Below are 17,863 nucleotides of genomic sequence, written 5' to 3' on the forward strand. Positions count from 1 at the left end.
CCCGACGACTGGTTTTATTCAGTTGTGGACTGCTTCTCGCTCTGGTACCAGCCTGACTTCTACACGTTGCCCCAGCGCTCTTGCTGCGCTGGCCAGCGTCGCAAGAGTCATTCCTGGATCGTTTTGATCCAGAGCCCTGTCCACTGCCGTCCGGCTTGTGTGCATACGCTCGGCAAGAGCCTTCTTGGTCACCTTTTGCTGTTTCATGACTTCGGCGATCTGCCAAGAGATGACTCGCTTCAGAGCTGCGGCAGAAACCTCCTCGGCAAAACCTTGCTCGGCAAGGAAGTCATCGAAGTCGGAGCCAATGTGCTCGTTCATTACCTTTTCCTCTTCAGTGCTGACTTGCGCTGTCTGGCAGTTTCCAGATCGGACGCGGGAGTTTTTTCACTTTTTTTGATGAAGCCATGAAGCAAAACCATTGTGCGGGCTTCGACGGTAAACAGTACTCGTGCAATCTTTTCCTTCAAATCAATTCTGACTTCCCAAAGGTCTGGCTCCATTTTACGGACCACAGGCATACCTATTGGCCATCCGAACTGGACCGTCTTGATGTCAGTGCCGACTGCCTTACGATCATCGCGTGGCAGATCGATCAGCCATTCACGTACAGGTTCATTGCCTGTTTCGGTCCGGAAAAACTTGACGGTCAAAGTGGGTGGGAGATTACTCATATCTGGAGTGTACCAAAAAATGTGCATAATTCAATGCTTGGAAAGGTATCCGGGTTATCCAAGTTAATCGTGCACCTGCCTGTGGATAACCTGGGGGAATAGCCTTGCGCACCACACCCGCCGTGGCCTGGCGTGTATTGATCAAAAATTCAACAGTTTCAAGGGCTTGTGCACAGATAAGGTCAGTCTGCCTGTGGATAACCTTTGGAGAACCTCTTGCAGCCCACGTGCTGCGTGGTCTGCGAGGTATTGACTGTTTTTTGATCAGTGACGGCTGCGGGATTTCAGCCAGATATCCACACTGTAGATGGCCAGCCCCGTCCAGATGAAGGCGAAGGTGATGATGGTGCTGGTGGTCAGGTGTTCGCCATACAGCAGCACGGCCAACAGCAGTACCAGCGTGGGCGCGATGTACTGCAGGAAGCCCAGGGTGGTGAAAGGCAAATGGCGTGCGGCGGCGTTGAAGCACACCAGCGGTACCAGCGTGACCGGGCCGGCAGCGGCGAGCCAGATCGCTTGAGTCGTGGTCCAGAATTCTGGCTGGGCGCTCACGGCCGTCGGGTTGAGCGTCAGCCAGATCAGCGCCAGTGGCACAAGCATCCAGGTTTCCACCACTAGGCCGGGGAGGGCGGCGACCGGGGCTTTTTTACGGATCAGCCCGTAGAAGGCGAAGGTCAGCGCCAGCGCCAGTGACACCCACGGCAGGCTGCCAACGTGCCAGACATGCTGGGCAACACCAATGGCGGCGAAGGCGACCGCCAGCATTTGCAGGCGTCTGAGGCGCTCGCCCAGCAGCAACATGGCGAGCAGCACATTGACCAATGGGTTGATGTAATAGCCCAGGCTGGCCTCAAGCATGCGTCCGTTGTTCACCGCCCAGACATAGACGATCCAGTTCGCAGCGATCAGCGTACCGCTCAATGCCAGCACGGCCAGGCGTTGCGGATTGTCGCGCAGGTCGCGCCACCAGCCGGGATGTTTCCAGAACATCAGCACAATCGAGCCGAACAGCGCCGACCAGAGCGCGCGATGGATGATGATCTCGATGGCCGGAACCGCGGCGATGGCTTTGAAGTAGATGGGGAACAGGCCCCAGATGATGTAAGCACTCAGGCCCAGAATGTATCCACGGCGTGGATTGGCAGCTTGCATGGAGCGTCGTCCCTTTAATACAGAAAATTCCGGTTTTATTATGGGGTGATGCGGTGGGTGGTTTTGATTGTACTGACGCTGGAGCGCTCGATGTTATACACAGGTTCGACTGATTAACGAGATTTGTGCCGCGCCGCTTGCTCAGGATCGGACGCAGAGCGTCGCACGATAGTCGGGGTTATCGTTCTGCACGCTCATCAGGTCAAAACAGTTTCAACGGCTCTTCATTCAGTGCGGCCATCTGCTCGCGCAGGGCCAGGATATGGTCGCCCCAGTAACGCTCCGTGCCGAACCACGGAAAACTGCGCGGGAAGGCCGGGTCATCCCAGCGACGGGCCAGCCAGGCGCTGTAGTGCATCAGGCGCAGGGCCCGCAGCGGTTCGATCAGGGCCAGTTCGCGAGGGTCGAAATCATGGAATTCGTTGTAGCCGTCCATCAGTTCCGATAGCTGACCCAGACGTTCCTGGCGGTCGCCGGCCAGCATCATCCAGATATCCTGGACGGCAGGGCCAAGGCGGCAATCGTCCAGATCGACGATGTGGAACATCTCGTCGCGGCACATCATGTTGCCGGGGTGGCAGTCGCCATGCATGCGGATGTTGGTGTGCGGTGTGGCTGCGTAAACGTCTTCGACACGTTTGAGCAGGTCGCGGGCCACCGACTCGTAAGCCGGCAGCAGGCTGCGCGGAATGCAGTCGTTTTCCAGCAGAAAATTGACCGAGTCATGACCAAAGTTCTTCACGCCCAGGGCTTCACGGTGCGCGAACGGTTTGGTCGAGCCGACGGCATGCAGACGCCCCAATAACTGGCCCAGACGATACAGCTGATCAAGGTTGCCCGGCTCTGGCGCTCGTCCACCGCGACGCGGGAACAGCGTGAAACGAAAACCGGCGTGCTCGAACAGGGTTGCGCCGTTGTGCACCATGGGTGCGACCACCGGCACTTCGACCTCGACCAGTTCAGCGGTGAAGCTGTGCTCTTCAAGGATGGCTTCGTTGCTCCAGCGCTGTGGGCGATAGAACTTGGCGATCAGCGGTTGGCCGTCTTCGATACCGACCTGATACACGCGGTTTTCGTAACTGTTGAGCGCCAGGATGCGGGCATCGCTGAGAAAACCGATGCTTTCGACAGCATCCAGAACCAGATCGGGAGTAAGTGTTGCAAACGGGTGAGCCATGACTACTCCTGCGCGCAGCAGGTTGCCGCGTCGGAACGCTGATGGTAACGCAGACCGGTCCCGCTTCGCCAAACCCCGTCCGTTTAATCTGCCTTGGTTCTCTTTTGTCATCAAAAAGTCATGAGTCGTTAGCGAGATAGCCATGTTCGGCGCCTAGAGTCGCCGTCAATGAGATCGATCTCAAGCGAGTGACAATGACTGATCTGAAAGAGGTAGCGCATCTGGCCGGGGTTTCCCGAGCCACGGCGGCACGTGCCTTCGCAAGCCCCGATGTCGTGCGCTTGGAGACCCGCGAGCGGGTATTCGCCGCGGCCCGCGCCTTGGGTTTTCGTCCCAACCGGCTGGGCCGCCAGTTGCGTCTGCAAACCACCAATCTGATTGGCGTGGTGGTGCCCAACCTGCTCAACCCGGTGTTTGCCGAGCAGTTTCAGGCCATGGAGCGGGCGGCTCGGGCGCGGGGTTATAACCTGCTGCTGGCAACCACCGACTACACCGCAGAGCGTGAAAGCGCCGTGGTTGAGGAATTGTTACGTCAACGGGTCGACGGGCTGGTGCTGACGGTGACCGACGCCGAGCACAACCGAGTGCTGCAAGACCTGATCAGTGAAGACACCCCGTTCGTGCTGGCCTATCACCAGACCGACAATCCTGATTACAGCTCGGTGTCTGTGGATAACCGCGCGGGGATGGCGCTGGCTACTCGATACCTGATCGATGCAGGCCATCAGCGAGTCGCCATGGTCGCAGGCCCGGCCATGCAGTCCGACCGCGCCCGACTGCGTTATGAAGGTTATCGCGACGCCATGGCCGAGTGTGGGCTTGAAGCTCGCCCGGTGATTGAAATGCCTGCTCATACAAGCGCCGATTTCGCTGCACTCGAACCGCTGCTACGTGGGCCGGACGCGCCCAGCGCGCTGGTCTGTTCCAACGATCTGCTGGCCATCAGCCTGATTGCCGAATTGCGCCGCAACGGCTGGGGCGTTCCCGAGCGCCTGTCGGTGATCGGCTTCGACGGCATCGCCCTCGGCACGCAGATGCACCCGACCTTGTGCAGCGTGGTTCAGCCCATCGCCGAGCTGGCGCACATCGTCATCGACCAATTACTGGCACGGATTGCTGGCGCAGTACCTGTTTCTCATTGTCTGCCGTGCCACATCCGGCCCGGCGAAAGCACCCAGCCCTACCAGGAGATGCTTCATGCTCAGCCTCAGTAAAACCCTCGCGGCACTGCTGTTATGCGGTGCGGCCAGCCTCGCCCAGGCCGCCGAAACCGCCATCTGCTACAACTGCCCGCCCGAATGGGCCGACTGGGGAACGCAGCTCAAGGCGATTGCCGACAGCACCGGTGTGCAGGTGCCGCTGGACAACAAGAACTCCGGCCAGGCGCTGGTGCAGATCGTTGCCGAGCAAGCCGCACCAGTCGCTGACGTGGTCTATTACGGCGTGACATTTGGCTTGCAGGCGCAGAAGGCCGGCGTGGTCGACACCTACAAACCCAAGCACTGGGACGAGATTCCGGCAGGTCTGAAGGACCCCGAAGGGCACTGGTTCGCCATTCACTCCGGGACCCTCGGCATCATGGTCAACGTCGACGCACTGGGCGGTCTGCCGGTGCCGCAAAGCTGGGCGGACCTGCTCAAGCCCGAGTACAAGGGCATGGTCGGCTACCTCGACCCGTCCAGCGCGTTCGTCGGTTACGTGTCCGCCGTGGCGATCAACCAGGCCATGGGCGGCACGCTGGACAACTTCGGTCCGGCCATCGACTACTTCCAGAAACTGGCGAAAAACTCGCCCATCGTGCCCAAGCAAACCGCCTATGCACGCGTGCTGTCCGGCGAGCTGCCGATTCTGGTCGACTATGACTTCAATGCCTATCGCGCTCGCTACAAGGACAAGGCCAACGTCGCCTTCGTGATTCCCAAGGAAGGCACCATCGGCGTTCCGTACGTGATGAGCCTGGTGGCCAAGGCGCCTCATCGTGCCAACGCCGAGAAGGTGCTGGACTTCGTATTGTCCGACGAAGGGCAGGCGCTGTGGGCCAAGGCCTATCTGCGTCCAGTGCGCTCGAAAATGCCTGCCGAAGTGGCTGCACAGTTCCTGCCGGACAGCGATTACGCCCGCGCCGGTGTGGTGGACTACCAGCACATGGCCGCAGTTCAGGAAGCTTTCGCTGCCCGTTATCTGCGTGAGGTGAAGTAATGTCGGCCTCGCCGGAACAAGCGCTGCCTCTGTGCAAGGGCGGATTTTTCAGGCTGCGGCTGCGCCCGACCGCTGCGGTGGCGTTGGCCCCGGCGATGGCCGTATTGCTGGCATTCTGGCTGCTGCCGCTGACCCACCTGATCATGCTCGGTACGCAAGGATCTGATGGCAATGGCAGCGGTTACTGGCAGGTCCTGAGCAGTGCTCAGTACCTCGGCAGTCTGCTGCAAACCTGCCTGCTGGCGCTGGTGGTAACGCTCGCGGCGTTGCTGGTCGGCGGCATCAGCGGTGTGTTTCTGGCCCGCAACCACTTTTTCGGACGCTCTGCGCTGGTGGCCTTGCTGACCTTCCCGCTGGCGTTTCCCGGTGTGGTGGTCGGCTTTCTGGTGATTCTGCTGGCCGGTCGACAGGGCATCTTCGCCGCGCTCGGGCTGCACCTGGCGGGCGAGCGCTGGGTGTTCGCCTACTCGCTGACCGGGCTGTTCATCGGCTATCTGTATTTCTCGATTCCGCGCGTGATTCTGACAGTCATGGCCGCTTGCGAAAGCCTGGACCGCAGCCTTGAAGAAGCTGCGCATTCGCTGGGTGCCGGTCATTGGCGGGTGGTGTGCGATGTGATCGTTCCGGGGCTGGCGCCCGCGCTGGTGTCCTGCGGCGCGATTTGCTTCGCCACGTCGATGGGCGCCTTCGGCACGGCCTTTACCCTGGGCACGCGCCTGAACGTCACGCCGGTAGCGATCTACAACGTGTTCACCAATTACGCCAACTTCACGGTGGCCGCTGCGCTGTCAGTCATCCTCGGGCTGGTGACGTGGGCAGTGCTGTTGCTGGCGCGTCGTATGGTCGGTAAATCGGGAGTTGTCCTGTGAAACGTTCACCGTTGTTCGTGGCGCAACTGGCGTTCACCCTGTTGGTCTGTGCGTTCATGCTGGTGCCTGTGGTGCTGTCGCTGCTGGCCGGCCTGACGCGCAATTATTTTCTCGGTCTGTCGAGCGGTCTGACCTTCGACTGGCTGGTGCAGGTCTGGCAGGCCTATTCACCCACCGTCTGGCTGTCGTTGCAACTGGCCGTGGCCTGCGCAATCTGCGTGTGCCTGGTAGGGGTTCCGGCTGCGTATGCACTGGTGCGCATGAACAATCGCTTCAGCCGGGCCTTCGAGGAATTGATGGTCTTGCCCGTCGCCATGCCCGGTCTGGCCAGCGCCCTCGCGTTACTCCTGACCTACGGCCAGTTCGGCGGCTTTCGCAGCAGCTGGTTGTTCATTCTGGTCGGCCACGTGTTGTTCACCCTGCCGTTCCTGGTGCGTCCGGTTATGGCGGTGATGCAGCGTCAGCAACTGCCGGTGCTTGAAGAGGCGGCCGCCAGTCTGGGCGCCGGGCCGATCAAGCGTTTCTTCAGTGTGGTGGTGCCTAACTGCCGAGCCGGGATTCTTGCCGGTGTGCTGATGGTTGTGACCCTGTCGCTGGGCGAATTCAACCTGACCTGGATGCTGCACACGCCGATGACCAAAACCCTGCCGGTCGGTCTGGCCGATAGTTACGCCTCGGCGCGACTGGAAGTCGCCAGTGCCTACACCCTTCTTTTTCTGTTGCTGATTGTGCCGCTGCTGATTGCGTTGCAGGCCATCAGCGCGCGTCTTGCCCGTGGAGAGAGCCGATGAGCGGAACCACCATTCGCCTGAAAGGCTGCCGCAAGGCATTTGCCGACGGCACCGTTGCTGTAAAGGATCTGCACCTGACCATCGAGCCCGGCGAAACGCTGGCGATTCTCGGTCCGTCCGGTTGCGGCAAGACCACCACCTTGCGGCTGATTGCCGGGCTTGAACGTCCGGACGTCGGCCAGGTGCTGTTCGATGATCAGGACGTGACACGGCTGCCCATCGAGCGGCGCGACGTGGGCATGGTGTTTCAGAACTACGCGTTGTTTCCCAACCTCGATGTGGCCGGCAATATCGTTTACGGCCTGAAGATTCGTGGTCTGTCGGCTGCCGAGCGCAACAAGCGTTGCGATGAGTTGCTGGAACTGGTCGGTTTGACCGGCCACGGCAATCGCCGCGTCAACGAACTGTCTGGCGGGCAGCGCCAACGGGTCGCTCTGGCCCGTGCGCTGGCGCCGCGTCCTAGGGTGCTGTTGCTCGACGAACCGCTGGCGGCACTGGACGCGCAGTTGCGCGAGCGCTTGCGCAGTGAGCTGGACCAGTTGCTGCGTGGGCTGGGCATCACCTCGGTGTTCGTCACCCACGATCAGGGCGAGGCAATGGCTCTGGGCGACCGGATTCTGGTCATGGAAAAAGGCTGCGTCTCGCAATTGGCGACGCCGAGGGAAATCTATCAACAACCTGCCAATGCGTTCGTCGCCGGGTTTGTCGGCAATCTGAACGCGTTCAGCGTGGTCGAGCGCACCCCGTCAGGCCTCAAGGTGAGCGGTGGCGAGCTGCCGTGGCACGGGCCTGACGTACCGGGCACGGTCTACTGCCGCCCCGAGCACCTGCGTTTGATGTCAGGAAACGGCCATCTTCATGGGCGTCTGGTCGGGCAGTTTTTTCAGGGCGCGCAAAGTCGCTTGCTGGTCGATGTCGGTGGCCCGCAGCCGCTGCTGGTGGACAGCACCGACAACGTGATTTACGCCGCCAACGCAGTCATTACCTTGAGTGTCGACCCGCAAGTGCTGTTTACCCTGCATTCGTGAACTCGTTTTTCGTAGAGAGATTATTTTGAATCGTTCGTTTCTCATTGCTCAGATCAGTGACCTGCACCTCAAAGCCGACGGCCGCCTGACTTATGGCGTGGTCGACACTCTGGGTGCGTTGCGCCGCGCTGTCGCGCACATCAATGCCAGCAAGCAGCGCCCCGACATCGTGGTGATCAGCGGTGACCTGGTGGACTTCGGTCGCGAAGACGAATACGCCGTACTCAAGCCAGAGCTGGAACGTCTGCAGATGCCGTTTTATCTGGTGCCCGGCAATCATGACGATCGACACAAGCTGCTGGCTGCGTTTGCCGAGCAGGTGTACCTGCCGTTGTCGGCCAGCGGACCTCTGGACTGGGTGGTGGAGAAATACCCGGTGCGCCTGATCGGCATGGACACGACCATTCCCGGCGAGCATGGCGGGCAACTGGATTACTGTCAGTTGGACTGGTTGCACGCGCAGCTGTCCCGTCGTCCTTACGTGCCGACCGTGATCGTCATGCACCATCCGCCTTTCATTACCGGCATAGGGCACATGGACCGCGAACCCTTCGGCAACGCGTCGGCGCTTGAGCGCGTGATCGCCCAGCATCCGCAAGTGGAGCGTTTGCTGTGCGGACATTTGCATCGACCGATGCAACGACGTTTCGGAGGCAGCCTGGCAAGCATCTGCCCTGGCACCTCACATCAGATTGTCCTCGACCTCGACGAAGCCGCGCCTGCGCATTTCAATCTGGAACCGGCAGGCTACGTGCTGCACCGCTGGCATTCGGAGCAGGGGTTTGTCAGCCATAACGCCGTGTTCGGCGACTATGAAGGGCCGTACCCGTTCTACGATGTGAACGGGTTGATTGATTAATTGATTACTCATCGCTCCCACGCTCTGCGCCCGGCGTGATACTCGAGTCTTGATGAGCCCGGAAAGCGGGGCTCGACGCGCAGTATCAGGCGGAGTAAAGATCCTTGTGGGAGTGAGCTTGCTCACGAAGACGGTGTTTCAGTCGATGCATTTTCGACGATCATACAGCCCTCTTCGCGAACAAGTTCGCTCCCACGGCCTCCGGCCAGAATCAATAGCAGACCTTTATATAACGATGAGCGATCTGCGTCCTCTTCCTGATTGCCGATCAGGCGCCGATAACGCCGCCATCTTCCCGGGTGATGACCATCACCGATGAGCGCGGTTTGCCGTTGGGCAAATGCTCGGGGAAGGTAGAGCCGCCGTTCTCACCAGGATGCTGGATGCCGATAAACATCGTCCGGTAGTCAGGCGCAAAGCTGATACCGGTGATTTCGCAACCGACCGGGCCGACCAGAAAACGGCGGATCTCGCCGCTGGCAGGGTCGGCGCAGAGCATCTGGTTGTTGCCCATGCCAGCGAAGTCGCCCTTGTTGCTGGAGTCGCCGTCGGTCTGAATCCACAGCCGACCCGAACGATCAAAACTCAGGCCGTCCGGGCTGTTGAACATATTCTGCGCGTTGATGTTGCTCGACCCGGCCTGTGGCGTACCGGCATGTACGGTCGGGTTGCCCGCGACCACAAACAGGTCCCACTCGAACGCCATCGCCGACGCATTGTTGCCGCCTTCGCGCCAGCGCAGGATCTGCCCGTACTGGTTCTTGGCGCGTGGATTCGGCCCGCCGACAGGTTGACCTTCTTCGCCGCGCTTGCTGTTGTTGGTCAGCGTGCAATACACCTGGCCATCCTTGGGGCTGACCACGATCCATTCCGGGCGGTCCATGCGCGTGGCCTTGACCACACTGGCGGCCAGGCGCGCATGAATCAACACTTCAGCCTGATTATTGAAACCAGCATCGGCATCGAGGCCGTTCTTGCCGTGTTTCAGTTCGATCCACTGGCCATTGCCCTTTGGATGATCCGGGTTGCCGTTGCCAGCGTCGAATTGCGCCACGTACAAGGTGCCGTGGTCCAGCAGGTCGCGATTGGCTTTCGGGTTCTTGCGATCGATCCGGTCGCGGCTGATGAACTTGTAGATGAACTCGCCACGCTCGTCGTCGCCCATGTACACCACGGCGCGCCCGTCCCTGGTTTGCGTGAAGGCGGCGTTTTCGTGCTTGAAACGCCCGAGCGCCGTGCGCTTGACCGGCGTCGATTCAGGGTCGAACGGATCGATCTCGACCACCCAGCCATGACGATTGACCTCGTTGGGGTTTTTCGCCACGTCGAAGCGCGGGTCGTGCGGGTGCCAGTTGATCTCTTTGCTGGCAGCCACGACGCCGTAGCGCTTCATGCCCGCATCGAATGTCTGCTCCGCGTTGCTGCTGCCGAAGCAATCGGTGAAGTTCTCTTCACAGGTCAGGTACGTGCCCCACGGCGTCTGGCCGCTGGAGCAGTTCTGGAAAGTCCCCAGAACGCGGGTGCCGGTCTTGTCGGCGTCAGTCTTGAGCCAGTCGTGACCGGCCGCCGGGCCACTCAGCCTGATCGGCGTATTGCCATGCACGCGACGGTTGTAACGCGAGTCCTGCACGAACTGCCATTTGCCGTTTTTCTGCTGTACCTCGATCACTGACACGCCTTCTGCGGCGAGTGCCTTGCGTACTTCTTCGGCCGATTGCGGCTCCTTGCCATGCTCGAAGAGGTAGCGGTAGTTGGTGTATTCGTTGTTGATCGCCAGCAAAGCACGGTCTTTGCGACCCCGCATCGGGAACAGACACATGCCGTCGTTGTTGTCGCCGAACTGCACCTCCTGAGCCTGGGCGGTACCCTTGCCACTCGGGTCGAACGCCGGACCGCCCGCGCGCAGAGGCTGGCCCCAACTGATCAGTACCGAGGATCTGTAACCTGCCGGCAGGCTGATGCTGTCGGCGGTGGCAGCAGGAATGCTCTGGAAGCCGAGCAATCTGCCAGACGCCGCGCTGACACTGTCCGCCAGGACGGTGCGGCTGAGCAGGTTGCCGCCGAGGAACATCGCCGCGCCGCACAATGCGCCCGCGCTGATGAAACCGCGGCGGGTGAGGCCGACCTTGTCGGCGCCGACCATGTTTTCCAGATCGGTGGTTTGGTTTTCTTCTAATAGTTTCATCATCACGGCTCCCTCGAATATGGCAGCCACCTTAGTGCGCGCATATGACGAAAATGTGTCGCGGTGATGACTTGCCAGCGCTTACAGCGGTATGCCCAGCAACACCAGTGAAGCTGCGAATCTTGCCTGCACCGTTGCGCCGGTTTTCAGCTGCTGTGCATGCAGGTGCTCAGGTGTCGCCAAGGCGCACAGTGTCTGGCCTCCGGGCAGTGTGATGCGTACTTCGCTTGGGCCATCTTCAGCGTCGGTCACGCTGTCGATTCGGCCGATCAGGCAATTGTTTCCAGTTGTTTCTTCGTCGTTGTCTGCGTGCAGTTCCAGCCAGCCGGCCTTGATCAGTGCAACCACCTCCGTGCCGTTCTCCAGCTCCAGACGCAGGGTGCTGTCATGGGTGACCTGCGCTTCGATAAACACCTCGTCAGCCAATTGCAGGCGAACCTGATCGTTGTGCCCCTGACGGGTGATGCTGACGATCCGCCCCAGCAACTGGTTACGTGCGCTGGTGCGCAGGGTCAGGCGATTGAGCAAGTCCAGATCGCTGCTGTCTTCGGCGGCTTCCAGCACCTGGGCCTGCAATGCCTGGACGCGCTGATAGAGACGCAGCACTCGCTGGCCCTCGACCGACAACTTCGCGCCGCCACCGCCGCGCCCGCCGACACTGCGCTCTACCAGCGGTTTTTGCGCCAGATTGTTCAGCTCGTCGATCGCGTCCCAGGCCGCCTTGTAACTCAGCCCTGCGCTTTTCGCAGCACGGGTGATCGAGCCCTGTTCGGCAATATGCTGCAGCAGCGCAATGCGTTGCGGGCGGCGGACCATGTGTTGCGTCAGCAAGGTGGGTAGGGACATGGTCATCCAGAGCGGTCGAGTGGGAGAGGGCAGTATGATCGCTCACGTGCATGACGTCGAAAACCGGACGCGGAGCGTCCCGAAAGGCATTACCACGCTGGAGCGTGGGAGCCGATATTAAAGCAGACGCATAGGGGCCATTAGTCACCCGGCTTTGGCGTTCGTGCCAGGCAATACACGTCGACCCGCCGCGCACCGGCGTTGCTCAATAGACGTGCAATGACGTCGGCTGTCGAGCCCGTGGTGAGCACGTCATCGACCAGCGCCAGATGCCTGCCTTGTACCCAATCGGGATCAATCAGAGTGAAAGCGCCGCGCAGGTTGCGTTTGCGGGCTTTGGCGTCCAGGCCCTGTTGTGCGGTTGTTTCCCGGCTGCGCAATACGTGCTCTTCGTCGATGGGGAGTTGCAGCTGTTTACCCAGCCAGCCGGCCAGCATTGCCGCCTGGTTGTAGCCGCGCTGGCGTAAGCGTTTGATGGCCAACGGCACCGGAATGAGGCAGTCGGGGCGTGGCAGGTCTTCCTCGAAACGGTGCTGCAGATAGTGCGCGCACAGTTCCGCCAGCAGGCGTCCCATGGGCCATTTACCGTTATGTTTGAAGCGGGTTATCAAACCGTCGACCGGGAAATCGTACAACCAGGGCGCGATGACCTGAGTAAAGCCAGGCGGTTGCTTGCAGCATTGCGCGCAGCTCATGCCTGAACGGGGTAACGGCAGCGCACAGCACACACAGGCGTTGCCCAGCCACGGCAGCTCTGCTTCGCACGGCACGCAGATGGGTGTGGACACCTCACTGCGTTCATCACATAACAAACAGGATTGTTTGTTTTTTAACCAGATGTAAACCTCGTGCGGGTAGTTGGGTTGACAGCGCATGGCTCTTCCTTAAATATGCCCGACATCCGTGTAGCGCATGGGGTCTTTCCCGCCCTCGCGCATTGCCCAGAAACACCAAGGAGCCGCCCGATGAGCGCCAGCACCACCGCCACTTTGCGTCACGACTGGACTTTAGCCGAGGTCAGGGCGCTGTTCGTACAGCCATTCAATGACCTGCTGTTTCAGGCGCAAACGGTGCACCGCGCTCATTTCGACGCCAACCGCGTGCAAGTCTCCACGCTGCTGTCGATCAAGACCGGCGCCTGCCCGGAAGACTGCAAGTACTGTCCGCAGTCCGGCCACTACAACACCGGTCTTGAGAAAGAAAAACTGCTGGAAGTGCAGAAGGTGCTTGAAGAGGCCGCGCGTGCCAAGGCCATTGGTTCGACCCGCTTCTGCATGGGCGCGGCCTGGAAGCACCCCTCCGCCAAGGACATGCCTTACGTGCTGGAGATGGTCAAAGGCGTGAAAGCCATGGGCATGGAAACCTGCATGACCCTGGGCCGCCTCGATCAGGAACAGACCGAAGCGCTGGCCACTGCCGGGCTGGATTACTACAACCATAACCTCGACACCTCGCCGGAGTTCTACGGCAGCATCATCACCACCCGTACCTACGCCGAACGCCTGCAAACCCTGGCGTACGTGCGCGATGCGGGGATGAAGATCTGCTCCGGTGGCATTCTGGGCATGGGCGAATCTCTCGATGACCGCGCCGGCCTGCTGATCCAGCTGGCCAACCTGCCAGAGCACCCGGAGTCGGTGCCGATCAACATGTTGGTCAAGGTCGCCGGCACGCCGCTGGAAAACGCCGAAGATGTCGACCCGTTCGATTTCATTCGCATGCTCGCCGTGGCACGGATTCTCATGCCGAAATCCCACGTGCGCCTGTCCGCCGGTCGCGAAGCGATGAACGAGCAAATGCAGGCACTGGCGTTTTTCGCCGGGGCCAACTCGATTTTCTACGGCGACAAGCTGCTGACCACCGCCAACCCGCAAGCCGACAAGGACATGCTGCTGTTCTCGCGTCTGGGCATCAAGCCCGAAGCGGGCGAAGGGCATGCCGACGAAGTGCACCAGGCCGCTATCGAACAGGCGCTGGTCGAACAGCAAAGCAGCTCGATGTTCTACGACGCCGCCTCTGCCTGATTCGTTGCACGGGCCGGACTGTTCCGGCCCGTTTTGAATTGTCATTTTCCGGACCGGGGCCTGCATGTCTTTCGATCTCCGCACGCGCCTCGATGCCCGTCGCGCCGCCCACCTCTATCGTCAGCGTCCGCTGCTGCAAAGTCCGCAAGGGCCGCAGGTCATCGTCGACGGCCAGCCTTTGCTGGCGTTCTGCAACAACGATTACATGGGGCTGGCCAATCATCCCGAGGTGATCGCTGCCTGGCAGGCGGGTGCCGAGCGCTGGGGCGTGGGCGGCGGGGCTTCGCATCTGGTGATCGGCCACAGCGCGCCACACCACGAACTGGAAGAAGCGCTGGCCGAGCTGACCGGCCGTCCGCGCGCACTGTTGTTCTCCAATGGCTACATGGCCAACCTCGGCGCGGTGACGGCGTTGGCCGGGCAGGGCGATACGGTGCTGGAAGACCGTCTCAACCACGCCTCGCTGCTGGATGCCGGTCTGCTCAGCGGCGCACGGTTTTCGCGCTATCTGCACAACGATGTGAGCAGCCTGGAAGCCCGCCTGGAAAAATCCGTGGGCGATACCCTGGTGGTGACCGACGGGGTGTTCAGCATGGACGGCGACATCGCCGATCTGCCCGCGCTGGCCCGGGCGACGAGGGCCAAAGGGGCCTGGCTGATGGTGGATGATGCCCACGGCTTCGGCCCTTTGGGTGCCAACGGCGCCGGTATCATCGAGCATTTTGGCCTGAGCATGGATGACGTGCCCGTGCTGGTCGGCACCCTGGGCAAGTCGTTCGGCACTTCCGGGGCGTTCGTGGCCGGCAGTGAAGAACTGATCGAAACCCTGATCCAGTTCGCCCGGCCTTACATTTACACCACCAGCCAGCCACCCGCGCTGGCCTGCGCCACCTTGAAAAGCCTGCAGCTGCTGCGTACCGAGCATTGGCGTCGCGAGCATCTGACCCGGCTGATCCAGCAGTTTCGGCGCGGTGCCGAGCAGATCGGGCTGCAACTGATGGACAGCTTTACCCCGATCCAGCCGATCATGATCGGTGATGCCGGTCGCGCCTTGCGCCTCTCGCAATTGCTTCGCGAGCGCGGCCTGCTGGTCACCGCCATTCGCCCGCCCACCGTGCCTGCTGGCAGCGCGCGACTTCGTGTGACCTTGTCTGCCGCGCACAGCGAAGCCGACGTGCAGCTATTATTGAACACTCTGGAGCAGTGCTACCCGCTGCTGGATGCCAGCCACTCCTCGGAGCCTGTTCATGCGTGATCGTCTGATTCTGTTGCCAGGCTGGGGCCTTGGTGTTTCGCCGCTGGAGCCGCTTGCCGCTGCGTTGCGCGGGCTGGATGAGCACCTGCGGGTTGAAGTCGAGCCATTGCCGGATATCGACAGCTGCGATTTGCCAGACTGGCTCGACGAGCTGGACACCAACCTGCCAGACGACGCCTGGCTGGGCGGCTGGTCATTGGGTGGCATGCTCGCGGCTGAACTGGCAGCGCGTCGCGGCGACCGTTGCTGCGGGTTGCTGACGCTGGCCAGCAACGCCTGCTTCGTCACCCAAGGGGCGTGGCCGAATGCGATGCCCGCGCAGGATTTCGAGGCGTTTCTGGCTGGCTGTGCCGATGATCCGGACCTGACCCTCAAGCGCTTCAGCCTGTTATGCACGCAAGGCGCAGAGGACCCGCGCGGTCTGGCGCGGCTGCTCAAGGCCGGCGCACCGCACCTGTCGAAAACGGCGTTGATCGACGGCCTGAAAATACTCCGGCAACTCGACACCCGCAGCGCGCTGCAAACCTATCGTGGCCCGCAACTGCACCTGTTCGCCGGGCTGGATGCCTTCGTGCCCGCCGAGGCCGCAGGTGATCTGCTGGCCTTGTTGCCGGATGTCGAAGTGGGTTTGATCGAGCAGGCCAGTCATGCATTCCTGCTGGAAAACCCTCATGGGGTAGCGGCCGCGATCCACGCCTTTCTGCACGAGCTGGACGATGACTGATCTTTCAATCCCCAAACCACCTTCTGTTTTGCCTGACAAACGTCAGGTCGCTGCTTCCTTTTCCCGCGCGGCAGGCAGTTATGACAGCGTTGCCGAACTGCAGCGCAACGTCGGTAATGAGCTGCTCATGCGTTTGCCTGCGCAATGCAAGCCGTCCCGCTGGCTAGATCTGGGCAGCGGCACGGGCTATTTCAGCCGGGCGCTGGCGCAGACGTTCACTGGCAGCGAAGGTATTGCACTGGATATCGCCGAAGGCATGTTGCGTCATGCCCGACCCTTGGGTGGCGCACAGCACTTCATTGCGGGTGACGCCGAGCACCTGCCGCTGCGTGGCCAGAGCTGCGGGCTGATTTTTTCCAGCTTGGCGGTGCAGTGGTGCGCCGATTTCGCCGCAGTGCTCAGTGAAGCTCAGCGCGTTTTGCAGCCAGGCGGCGTATTCGCCTTTGCCAGCCTGTGTGTCGGCACGTTGTACGAGCTGCGCGACAGTTGGCAGGCCGTGGACGGCCGGGTGCATGTGAACCGTTTTCGTCATGAGGATGACTATCGCCAGCTGTGCGCGGCGAGCGGCCTGCAAGTACGCAGCCTCGATGTTCGCCCGCAGGTTCTGCATTACCCGGATGTGCGCAGCCTGACGCACGAGTTGAAGGCGCTCGGTGCGCACAATCTCAACCCCGGACGGCCCAATGGCCTGACCGGGCGCGAGCGGATCATGGGCATGGTTAAGGCCTATGAAGGCTTCCGCCAGGACGCCGGGCTGCCCGCCACCTATCAAGTGCTGTACGCGGTGCTTGAAAAAAGCTGATGGACTGACAGGAAAGATTGCTGAGATGACTGCCGCCTACTTCATCACCGGAACCGATACCGACGCTGGCAAGACTACGGTGGCTGCCGGTTTGCTGCATGCTGCCCGAGCGTCCGGCCTGAGCACGGCGGCCGGCAAGCCCGTTGCGTCCGGTTGTTTTGTCACGCCACACGGGCTGCGCAACCCGGATGCCCTGGCGTTGCTGGCCGAGTGTTCTGTCGGGCTGGATTACGCTGAAGTCAATCCGCTGGCCTTCGAGCCGGCCATCGCTCCGCACCTGGCAGCACGCGAAGCTGGCGTCGCGTTGACGGTCGACTCGGTGCTGCAACCCATGCGGCATATGCTCGCCAGACAGGCCGACTTCACCCTGATCGAAGGGGCGGGCGGTTGGCGCGTGCCGCTGTCCGGACAGAGCACGCTGTCCGATCTGGCCATTGCTCTGGATCTGCCGGTGATTCTGGTGGTGGGCGTGCGCCTGGGCTGTATCAATCATGCGGTGCTGACTGCTGAAGCCATTGCCCGTGACGGTTTACGGCTGGCAGGCTGGGTGGCCAACATCTTGGATGCCGACACCTCGCGGCTTGAAGAAAACCTCGCCACGCTGGTGGAGCGTCTGCCTGCACCTTGTCTTGGGCAGGTGCCGCGCTTGAACGAGGCAAGTGCCGAAAATGTGGCGCAGTATCTGGATTTAAAGGTACTGAGCTGACAGCGCCGCTATGTCGCTGACCGGTAAGACAGTTTCGGATTTTCAAGAGTCAGTCTATCGTGAGGCCTAGTGCCATTAGTCTGTTTGTCGAGTATTTCCGGGCAAATGCTGCTTCAATGGGCGTGTTCGTTTTTTGAACTGAGGATCGGCTTATGCAAATCACCATGAACAACACCCTCTACCCAGGCCTTAGCGCAATGCAGGTCGGGCAAAGTCGTGTGGATCAGGCGGCCACCCAGATTGCCAGCTCCAATATCGAAGTGTCGGGCAGAAGCCAGTCTTCTGACTTTCAGCTCGAGAACCTGCGCTCTGTTGATCGCAGCCAGCGTTCCGACTTGCCGTCCAACATCGTCGAACTCGAGGCTGGCAAGGACCAGTTTGCAGCCGGGCTGGCTGCGCAGAAAGCCAGCAATGAAATGCTCGGCACGCTGATCGACACCTACGCCTGATTTTCGCGTCAATTCCCGCCGTGCCATCCGCGCACGGCGTTGCTTCCTGAATTTCTCCGCATCATTGTCCTGTATCTCACCTGCACCCGGTTTCGCCCTCCACTAGACTTTTGCTTACGCTTC

Annotated in this window: 19 protein-coding genes; 12 read left to right on the plus strand and 7 right to left on the minus strand. The window is 61.0% G+C overall.

The genetic code is table 11. From position 1 onward, the window contains the following. Positions 1-18: 18 nt before the first annotated feature. The 4 genes from JOE34_RS08375 to JOE34_RS08390 all read right to left on the minus strand — a co-directional run bounded on the left by JOE34_RS08375 (position 19) and on the right by JOE34_RS08390 (position 3,003). Entirely contained in the window at positions 19-321 is a 303-nt protein-coding gene (locus JOE34_RS08375) for an XRE family transcriptional regulator (protein ID WP_003393594.1), read from the minus strand. Continuing rightward, entirely contained in the window at positions 321-674 is a 354-nt protein-coding gene (locus JOE34_RS08380; RefSeq protein WP_046266868.1) for a type II toxin-antitoxin system RelE/ParE family toxin, read from the minus strand. The genes JOE34_RS08375 and JOE34_RS08380 overlap by 1 nt, the downstream gene beginning before the upstream one ends. Before the next feature lie 264 nt (positions 675-938). Next, positions 939-1,826 carry an EamA family transporter RarD gene (gene rarD, locus JOE34_RS08385; RefSeq protein ID WP_046266867.1) on the minus strand — a complete coding sequence of 296 codons (888 nt, stop codon included), beginning with the start codon at positions 1,824-1,826 and terminating at the stop codon, positions 939-941. 202 nt (positions 1,827-2,028) lie between these two features. Continuing rightward, positions 2,029-3,003 carry a serine/threonine protein kinase gene (locus tag JOE34_RS08390; RefSeq protein WP_161421587.1) on the minus strand — a complete coding sequence of 325 codons (975 nt, stop codon included), beginning with the start codon at positions 3,001-3,003 and terminating at the stop codon, positions 2,029-2,031. A gap of 194 nt (positions 3,004-3,197) precedes the next feature. Between JOE34_RS08390 and JOE34_RS08395 the strand changes: the two genes are divergently transcribed. The 6 genes from JOE34_RS08395 to JOE34_RS08420 are packed head-to-tail and all read left to right on the plus strand — an operon-like array spanning position 3,198 to position 8,749. Next, positions 3,198-4,217 carry a substrate-binding domain-containing protein gene (locus JOE34_RS08395; protein WP_024649924.1) on the plus strand — a complete coding sequence of 340 codons (1,020 nt, stop codon included), beginning with the start codon at positions 3,198-3,200 and terminating at the stop codon, positions 4,215-4,217. After that, complete coding sequence (locus JOE34_RS08400; RefSeq protein WP_209995541.1) at positions 4,201-5,202, plus strand: ABC transporter substrate-binding protein; 1,002 nt, start codon at positions 4,201-4,203, stop codon at positions 5,200-5,202. The genes JOE34_RS08395 and JOE34_RS08400 overlap by 17 nt, the downstream gene beginning before the upstream one ends. Further along, complete coding sequence (locus tag JOE34_RS08405) at positions 5,202-6,071, plus strand: ABC transporter permease (RefSeq protein ID WP_046266866.1); 870 nt, start codon at positions 5,202-5,204, stop codon at positions 6,069-6,071. Before JOE34_RS08400 ends, JOE34_RS08405 begins: the two co-directional genes overlap by 1 nt. Continuing rightward, the gene (locus JOE34_RS08410; protein ID WP_003316181.1) at positions 6,068-6,862 is read left to right on the plus strand and encodes an ABC transporter permease subunit; all 795 of its coding nucleotides are present in this window, start codon (positions 6,068-6,070) and stop codon (positions 6,860-6,862) included. The genes JOE34_RS08405 and JOE34_RS08410 overlap by 4 nt, the downstream gene beginning before the upstream one ends. Then, complete coding sequence (locus JOE34_RS08415) at positions 6,859-7,890, plus strand: ABC transporter ATP-binding protein (RefSeq protein ID WP_032659691.1); 1,032 nt, start codon at positions 6,859-6,861, stop codon at positions 7,888-7,890. The genes JOE34_RS08410 and JOE34_RS08415 overlap by 4 nt, the downstream gene beginning before the upstream one ends. A gap of 25 nt (positions 7,891-7,915) precedes the next feature. Continuing rightward, positions 7,916-8,749, plus strand: coding sequence for a phosphodiesterase (locus JOE34_RS08420; protein ID WP_024684126.1), 834 nt, complete (start codon positions 7,916-7,918; stop codon positions 8,747-8,749). Between the two features lie 268 nt (positions 8,750-9,017). On the opposite strand, the gene JOE34_RS08425 is transcribed toward JOE34_RS08420, so the two are convergent. From JOE34_RS08425 to JOE34_RS08435, 3 genes are all read right to left on the minus strand, one after another. Further along, a complete protein-coding gene (locus tag JOE34_RS08425; RefSeq protein ID WP_029571682.1) occupies positions 9,018-10,934 on the minus strand; it encodes a PhoX family phosphatase in 1,917 nt (638 codons plus the stop codon). A gap of 81 nt (positions 10,935-11,015) precedes the next feature. Next, a complete protein-coding gene (locus tag JOE34_RS08430; protein ID WP_024664086.1) occupies positions 11,016-11,780 on the minus strand; it encodes a TOBE domain-containing protein in 765 nt (254 codons plus the stop codon). Between the two features lie 140 nt (positions 11,781-11,920). Next, the gene (locus tag JOE34_RS08435) at positions 11,921-12,655 is read right to left on the minus strand and encodes a ComF family protein (protein WP_032659689.1); all 735 of its coding nucleotides are present in this window, start codon (positions 12,653-12,655) and stop codon (positions 11,921-11,923) included. Positions 12,656-12,745: 90 nt separating this feature from the next. Here JOE34_RS08435 and bioB point away from each other — a divergent pair, with 90 nt between their 5' ends. The 6 genes from bioB (at position 12,746) to JOE34_RS08465 (ending at position 17,740) form a co-directional block, all read left to right on the plus strand. After that, positions 12,746-13,804, plus strand: coding sequence for a biotin synthase BioB (gene bioB / locus JOE34_RS08440; protein WP_003316190.1), 1,059 nt, complete (start codon positions 12,746-12,748; stop codon positions 13,802-13,804). A 64-nt stretch (positions 13,805-13,868) separates the two neighbouring features. Further along, positions 13,869-15,059, plus strand: coding sequence for an 8-amino-7-oxononanoate synthase (gene bioF / locus JOE34_RS08445; protein ID WP_046266865.1), 1,191 nt, complete (start codon positions 13,869-13,871; stop codon positions 15,057-15,059). Further along, the gene (locus JOE34_RS08450) at positions 15,052-15,783 is read left to right on the plus strand and encodes an alpha/beta fold hydrolase (RefSeq protein ID WP_003422640.1); all 732 of its coding nucleotides are present in this window, start codon (positions 15,052-15,054) and stop codon (positions 15,781-15,783) included. Before bioF ends, JOE34_RS08450 begins: the two co-directional genes overlap by 8 nt. Beyond that, positions 15,776-16,585, plus strand: coding sequence for a malonyl-ACP O-methyltransferase BioC (bioC, locus tag JOE34_RS08455; RefSeq protein ID WP_010413121.1), 810 nt, complete (start codon positions 15,776-15,778; stop codon positions 16,583-16,585). The genes JOE34_RS08450 and bioC overlap by 8 nt, the downstream gene beginning before the upstream one ends. Before the next feature lie 25 nt (positions 16,586-16,610). Further along, positions 16,611-17,291 (plus strand): dethiobiotin synthase, encoded by a 681-nt coding sequence (gene bioD / locus JOE34_RS08460; protein WP_046266864.1) that lies wholly within the window; start codon positions 16,611-16,613, stop codon positions 17,289-17,291. 152 nt (positions 17,292-17,443) lie between these two features. Then, a complete protein-coding gene (locus tag JOE34_RS08465) occupies positions 17,444-17,740 on the plus strand; it encodes a hypothetical protein (protein ID WP_003316196.1) in 297 nt (98 codons plus the stop codon). The last annotated feature ends 123 nt before the right edge of the window (positions 17,741-17,863 follow it).

The organism is Pseudomonas sp. PvP028 (assembly GCF_017832255.1).
GTDB classification, from domain to species: Bacteria; Pseudomonadota; Gammaproteobacteria; order Pseudomonadales; family Pseudomonadaceae; genus Aquipseudomonas; species Aquipseudomonas syringae.

Excerpts from the sequence above, each read along its gene's own strand:
- JOE34_RS08375 (WP_003393594.1), bottom strand. The coding sequence starts at position 321 with ATGAACGAGCACATTGGCTCCGACTTCGATGACTTCCTTGCCGAGCAA.
- JOE34_RS08380 (WP_046266868.1), bottom strand. The coding sequence starts at position 674 with ATGAGTAATCTCCCACCCACTTTGACCGTCAAGTTTTTCCGGACCGAA.
- rarD (WP_046266867.1), bottom strand. The coding sequence starts at position 1,826 with ATGCAAGCTGCCAATCCACGCCGTGGATACATTCTGGGCCTGAGTGCT.
- JOE34_RS08390 (WP_161421587.1), bottom strand. The coding sequence starts at position 3,003 with ATGGCTCACCCGTTTGCAACACTTACTCCCGATCTGGTTCTGGATGCT.
- JOE34_RS08395 (WP_024649924.1), top strand. The coding sequence starts at position 3,198 with ATGACTGATCTGAAAGAGGTAGCGCATCTGGCCGGGGTTTCCCGAGCC.
- JOE34_RS08400 (WP_209995541.1), top strand. The coding sequence starts at position 4,201 with ATGCTCAGCCTCAGTAAAACCCTCGCGGCACTGCTGTTATGCGGTGCG.
- JOE34_RS08405 (WP_046266866.1), top strand. The coding sequence starts at position 5,202 with ATGTCGGCCTCGCCGGAACAAGCGCTGCCTCTGTGCAAGGGCGGATTT.
- JOE34_RS08415 (WP_032659691.1), top strand. The coding sequence starts at position 6,859 with ATGAGCGGAACCACCATTCGCCTGAAAGGCTGCCGCAAGGCATTTGCC.
- JOE34_RS08425 (WP_029571682.1), bottom strand. The coding sequence starts at position 10,934 with ATGAAACTATTAGAAGAAAACCAAACCACCGATCTGGAAAACATGGTC.
- JOE34_RS08430 (WP_024664086.1), bottom strand. The coding sequence starts at position 11,780 with ATGTCCCTACCCACCTTGCTGACGCAACACATGGTCCGCCGCCCGCAA.
- JOE34_RS08435 (WP_032659689.1), bottom strand. The coding sequence starts at position 12,655 with ATGCGCTGTCAACCCAACTACCCGCACGAGGTTTACATCTGGTTAAAA.
- bioB (WP_003316190.1), top strand. The coding sequence starts at position 12,746 with ATGAGCGCCAGCACCACCGCCACTTTGCGTCACGACTGGACTTTAGCC.
- bioF (WP_046266865.1), top strand. The coding sequence starts at position 13,869 with ATGTCTTTCGATCTCCGCACGCGCCTCGATGCCCGTCGCGCCGCCCAC.
- JOE34_RS08450 (WP_003422640.1), top strand. The coding sequence starts at position 15,052 with ATGCGTGATCGTCTGATTCTGTTGCCAGGCTGGGGCCTTGGTGTTTCG.
- bioC (WP_010413121.1), top strand. The coding sequence starts at position 15,776 with ATGACTGATCTTTCAATCCCCAAACCACCTTCTGTTTTGCCTGACAAA.
- bioD (WP_046266864.1), top strand. The coding sequence starts at position 16,611 with ATGACTGCCGCCTACTTCATCACCGGAACCGATACCGACGCTGGCAAG.
- JOE34_RS08465 (WP_003316196.1), top strand. The coding sequence starts at position 17,444 with ATGCAAATCACCATGAACAACACCCTCTACCCAGGCCTTAGCGCAATG.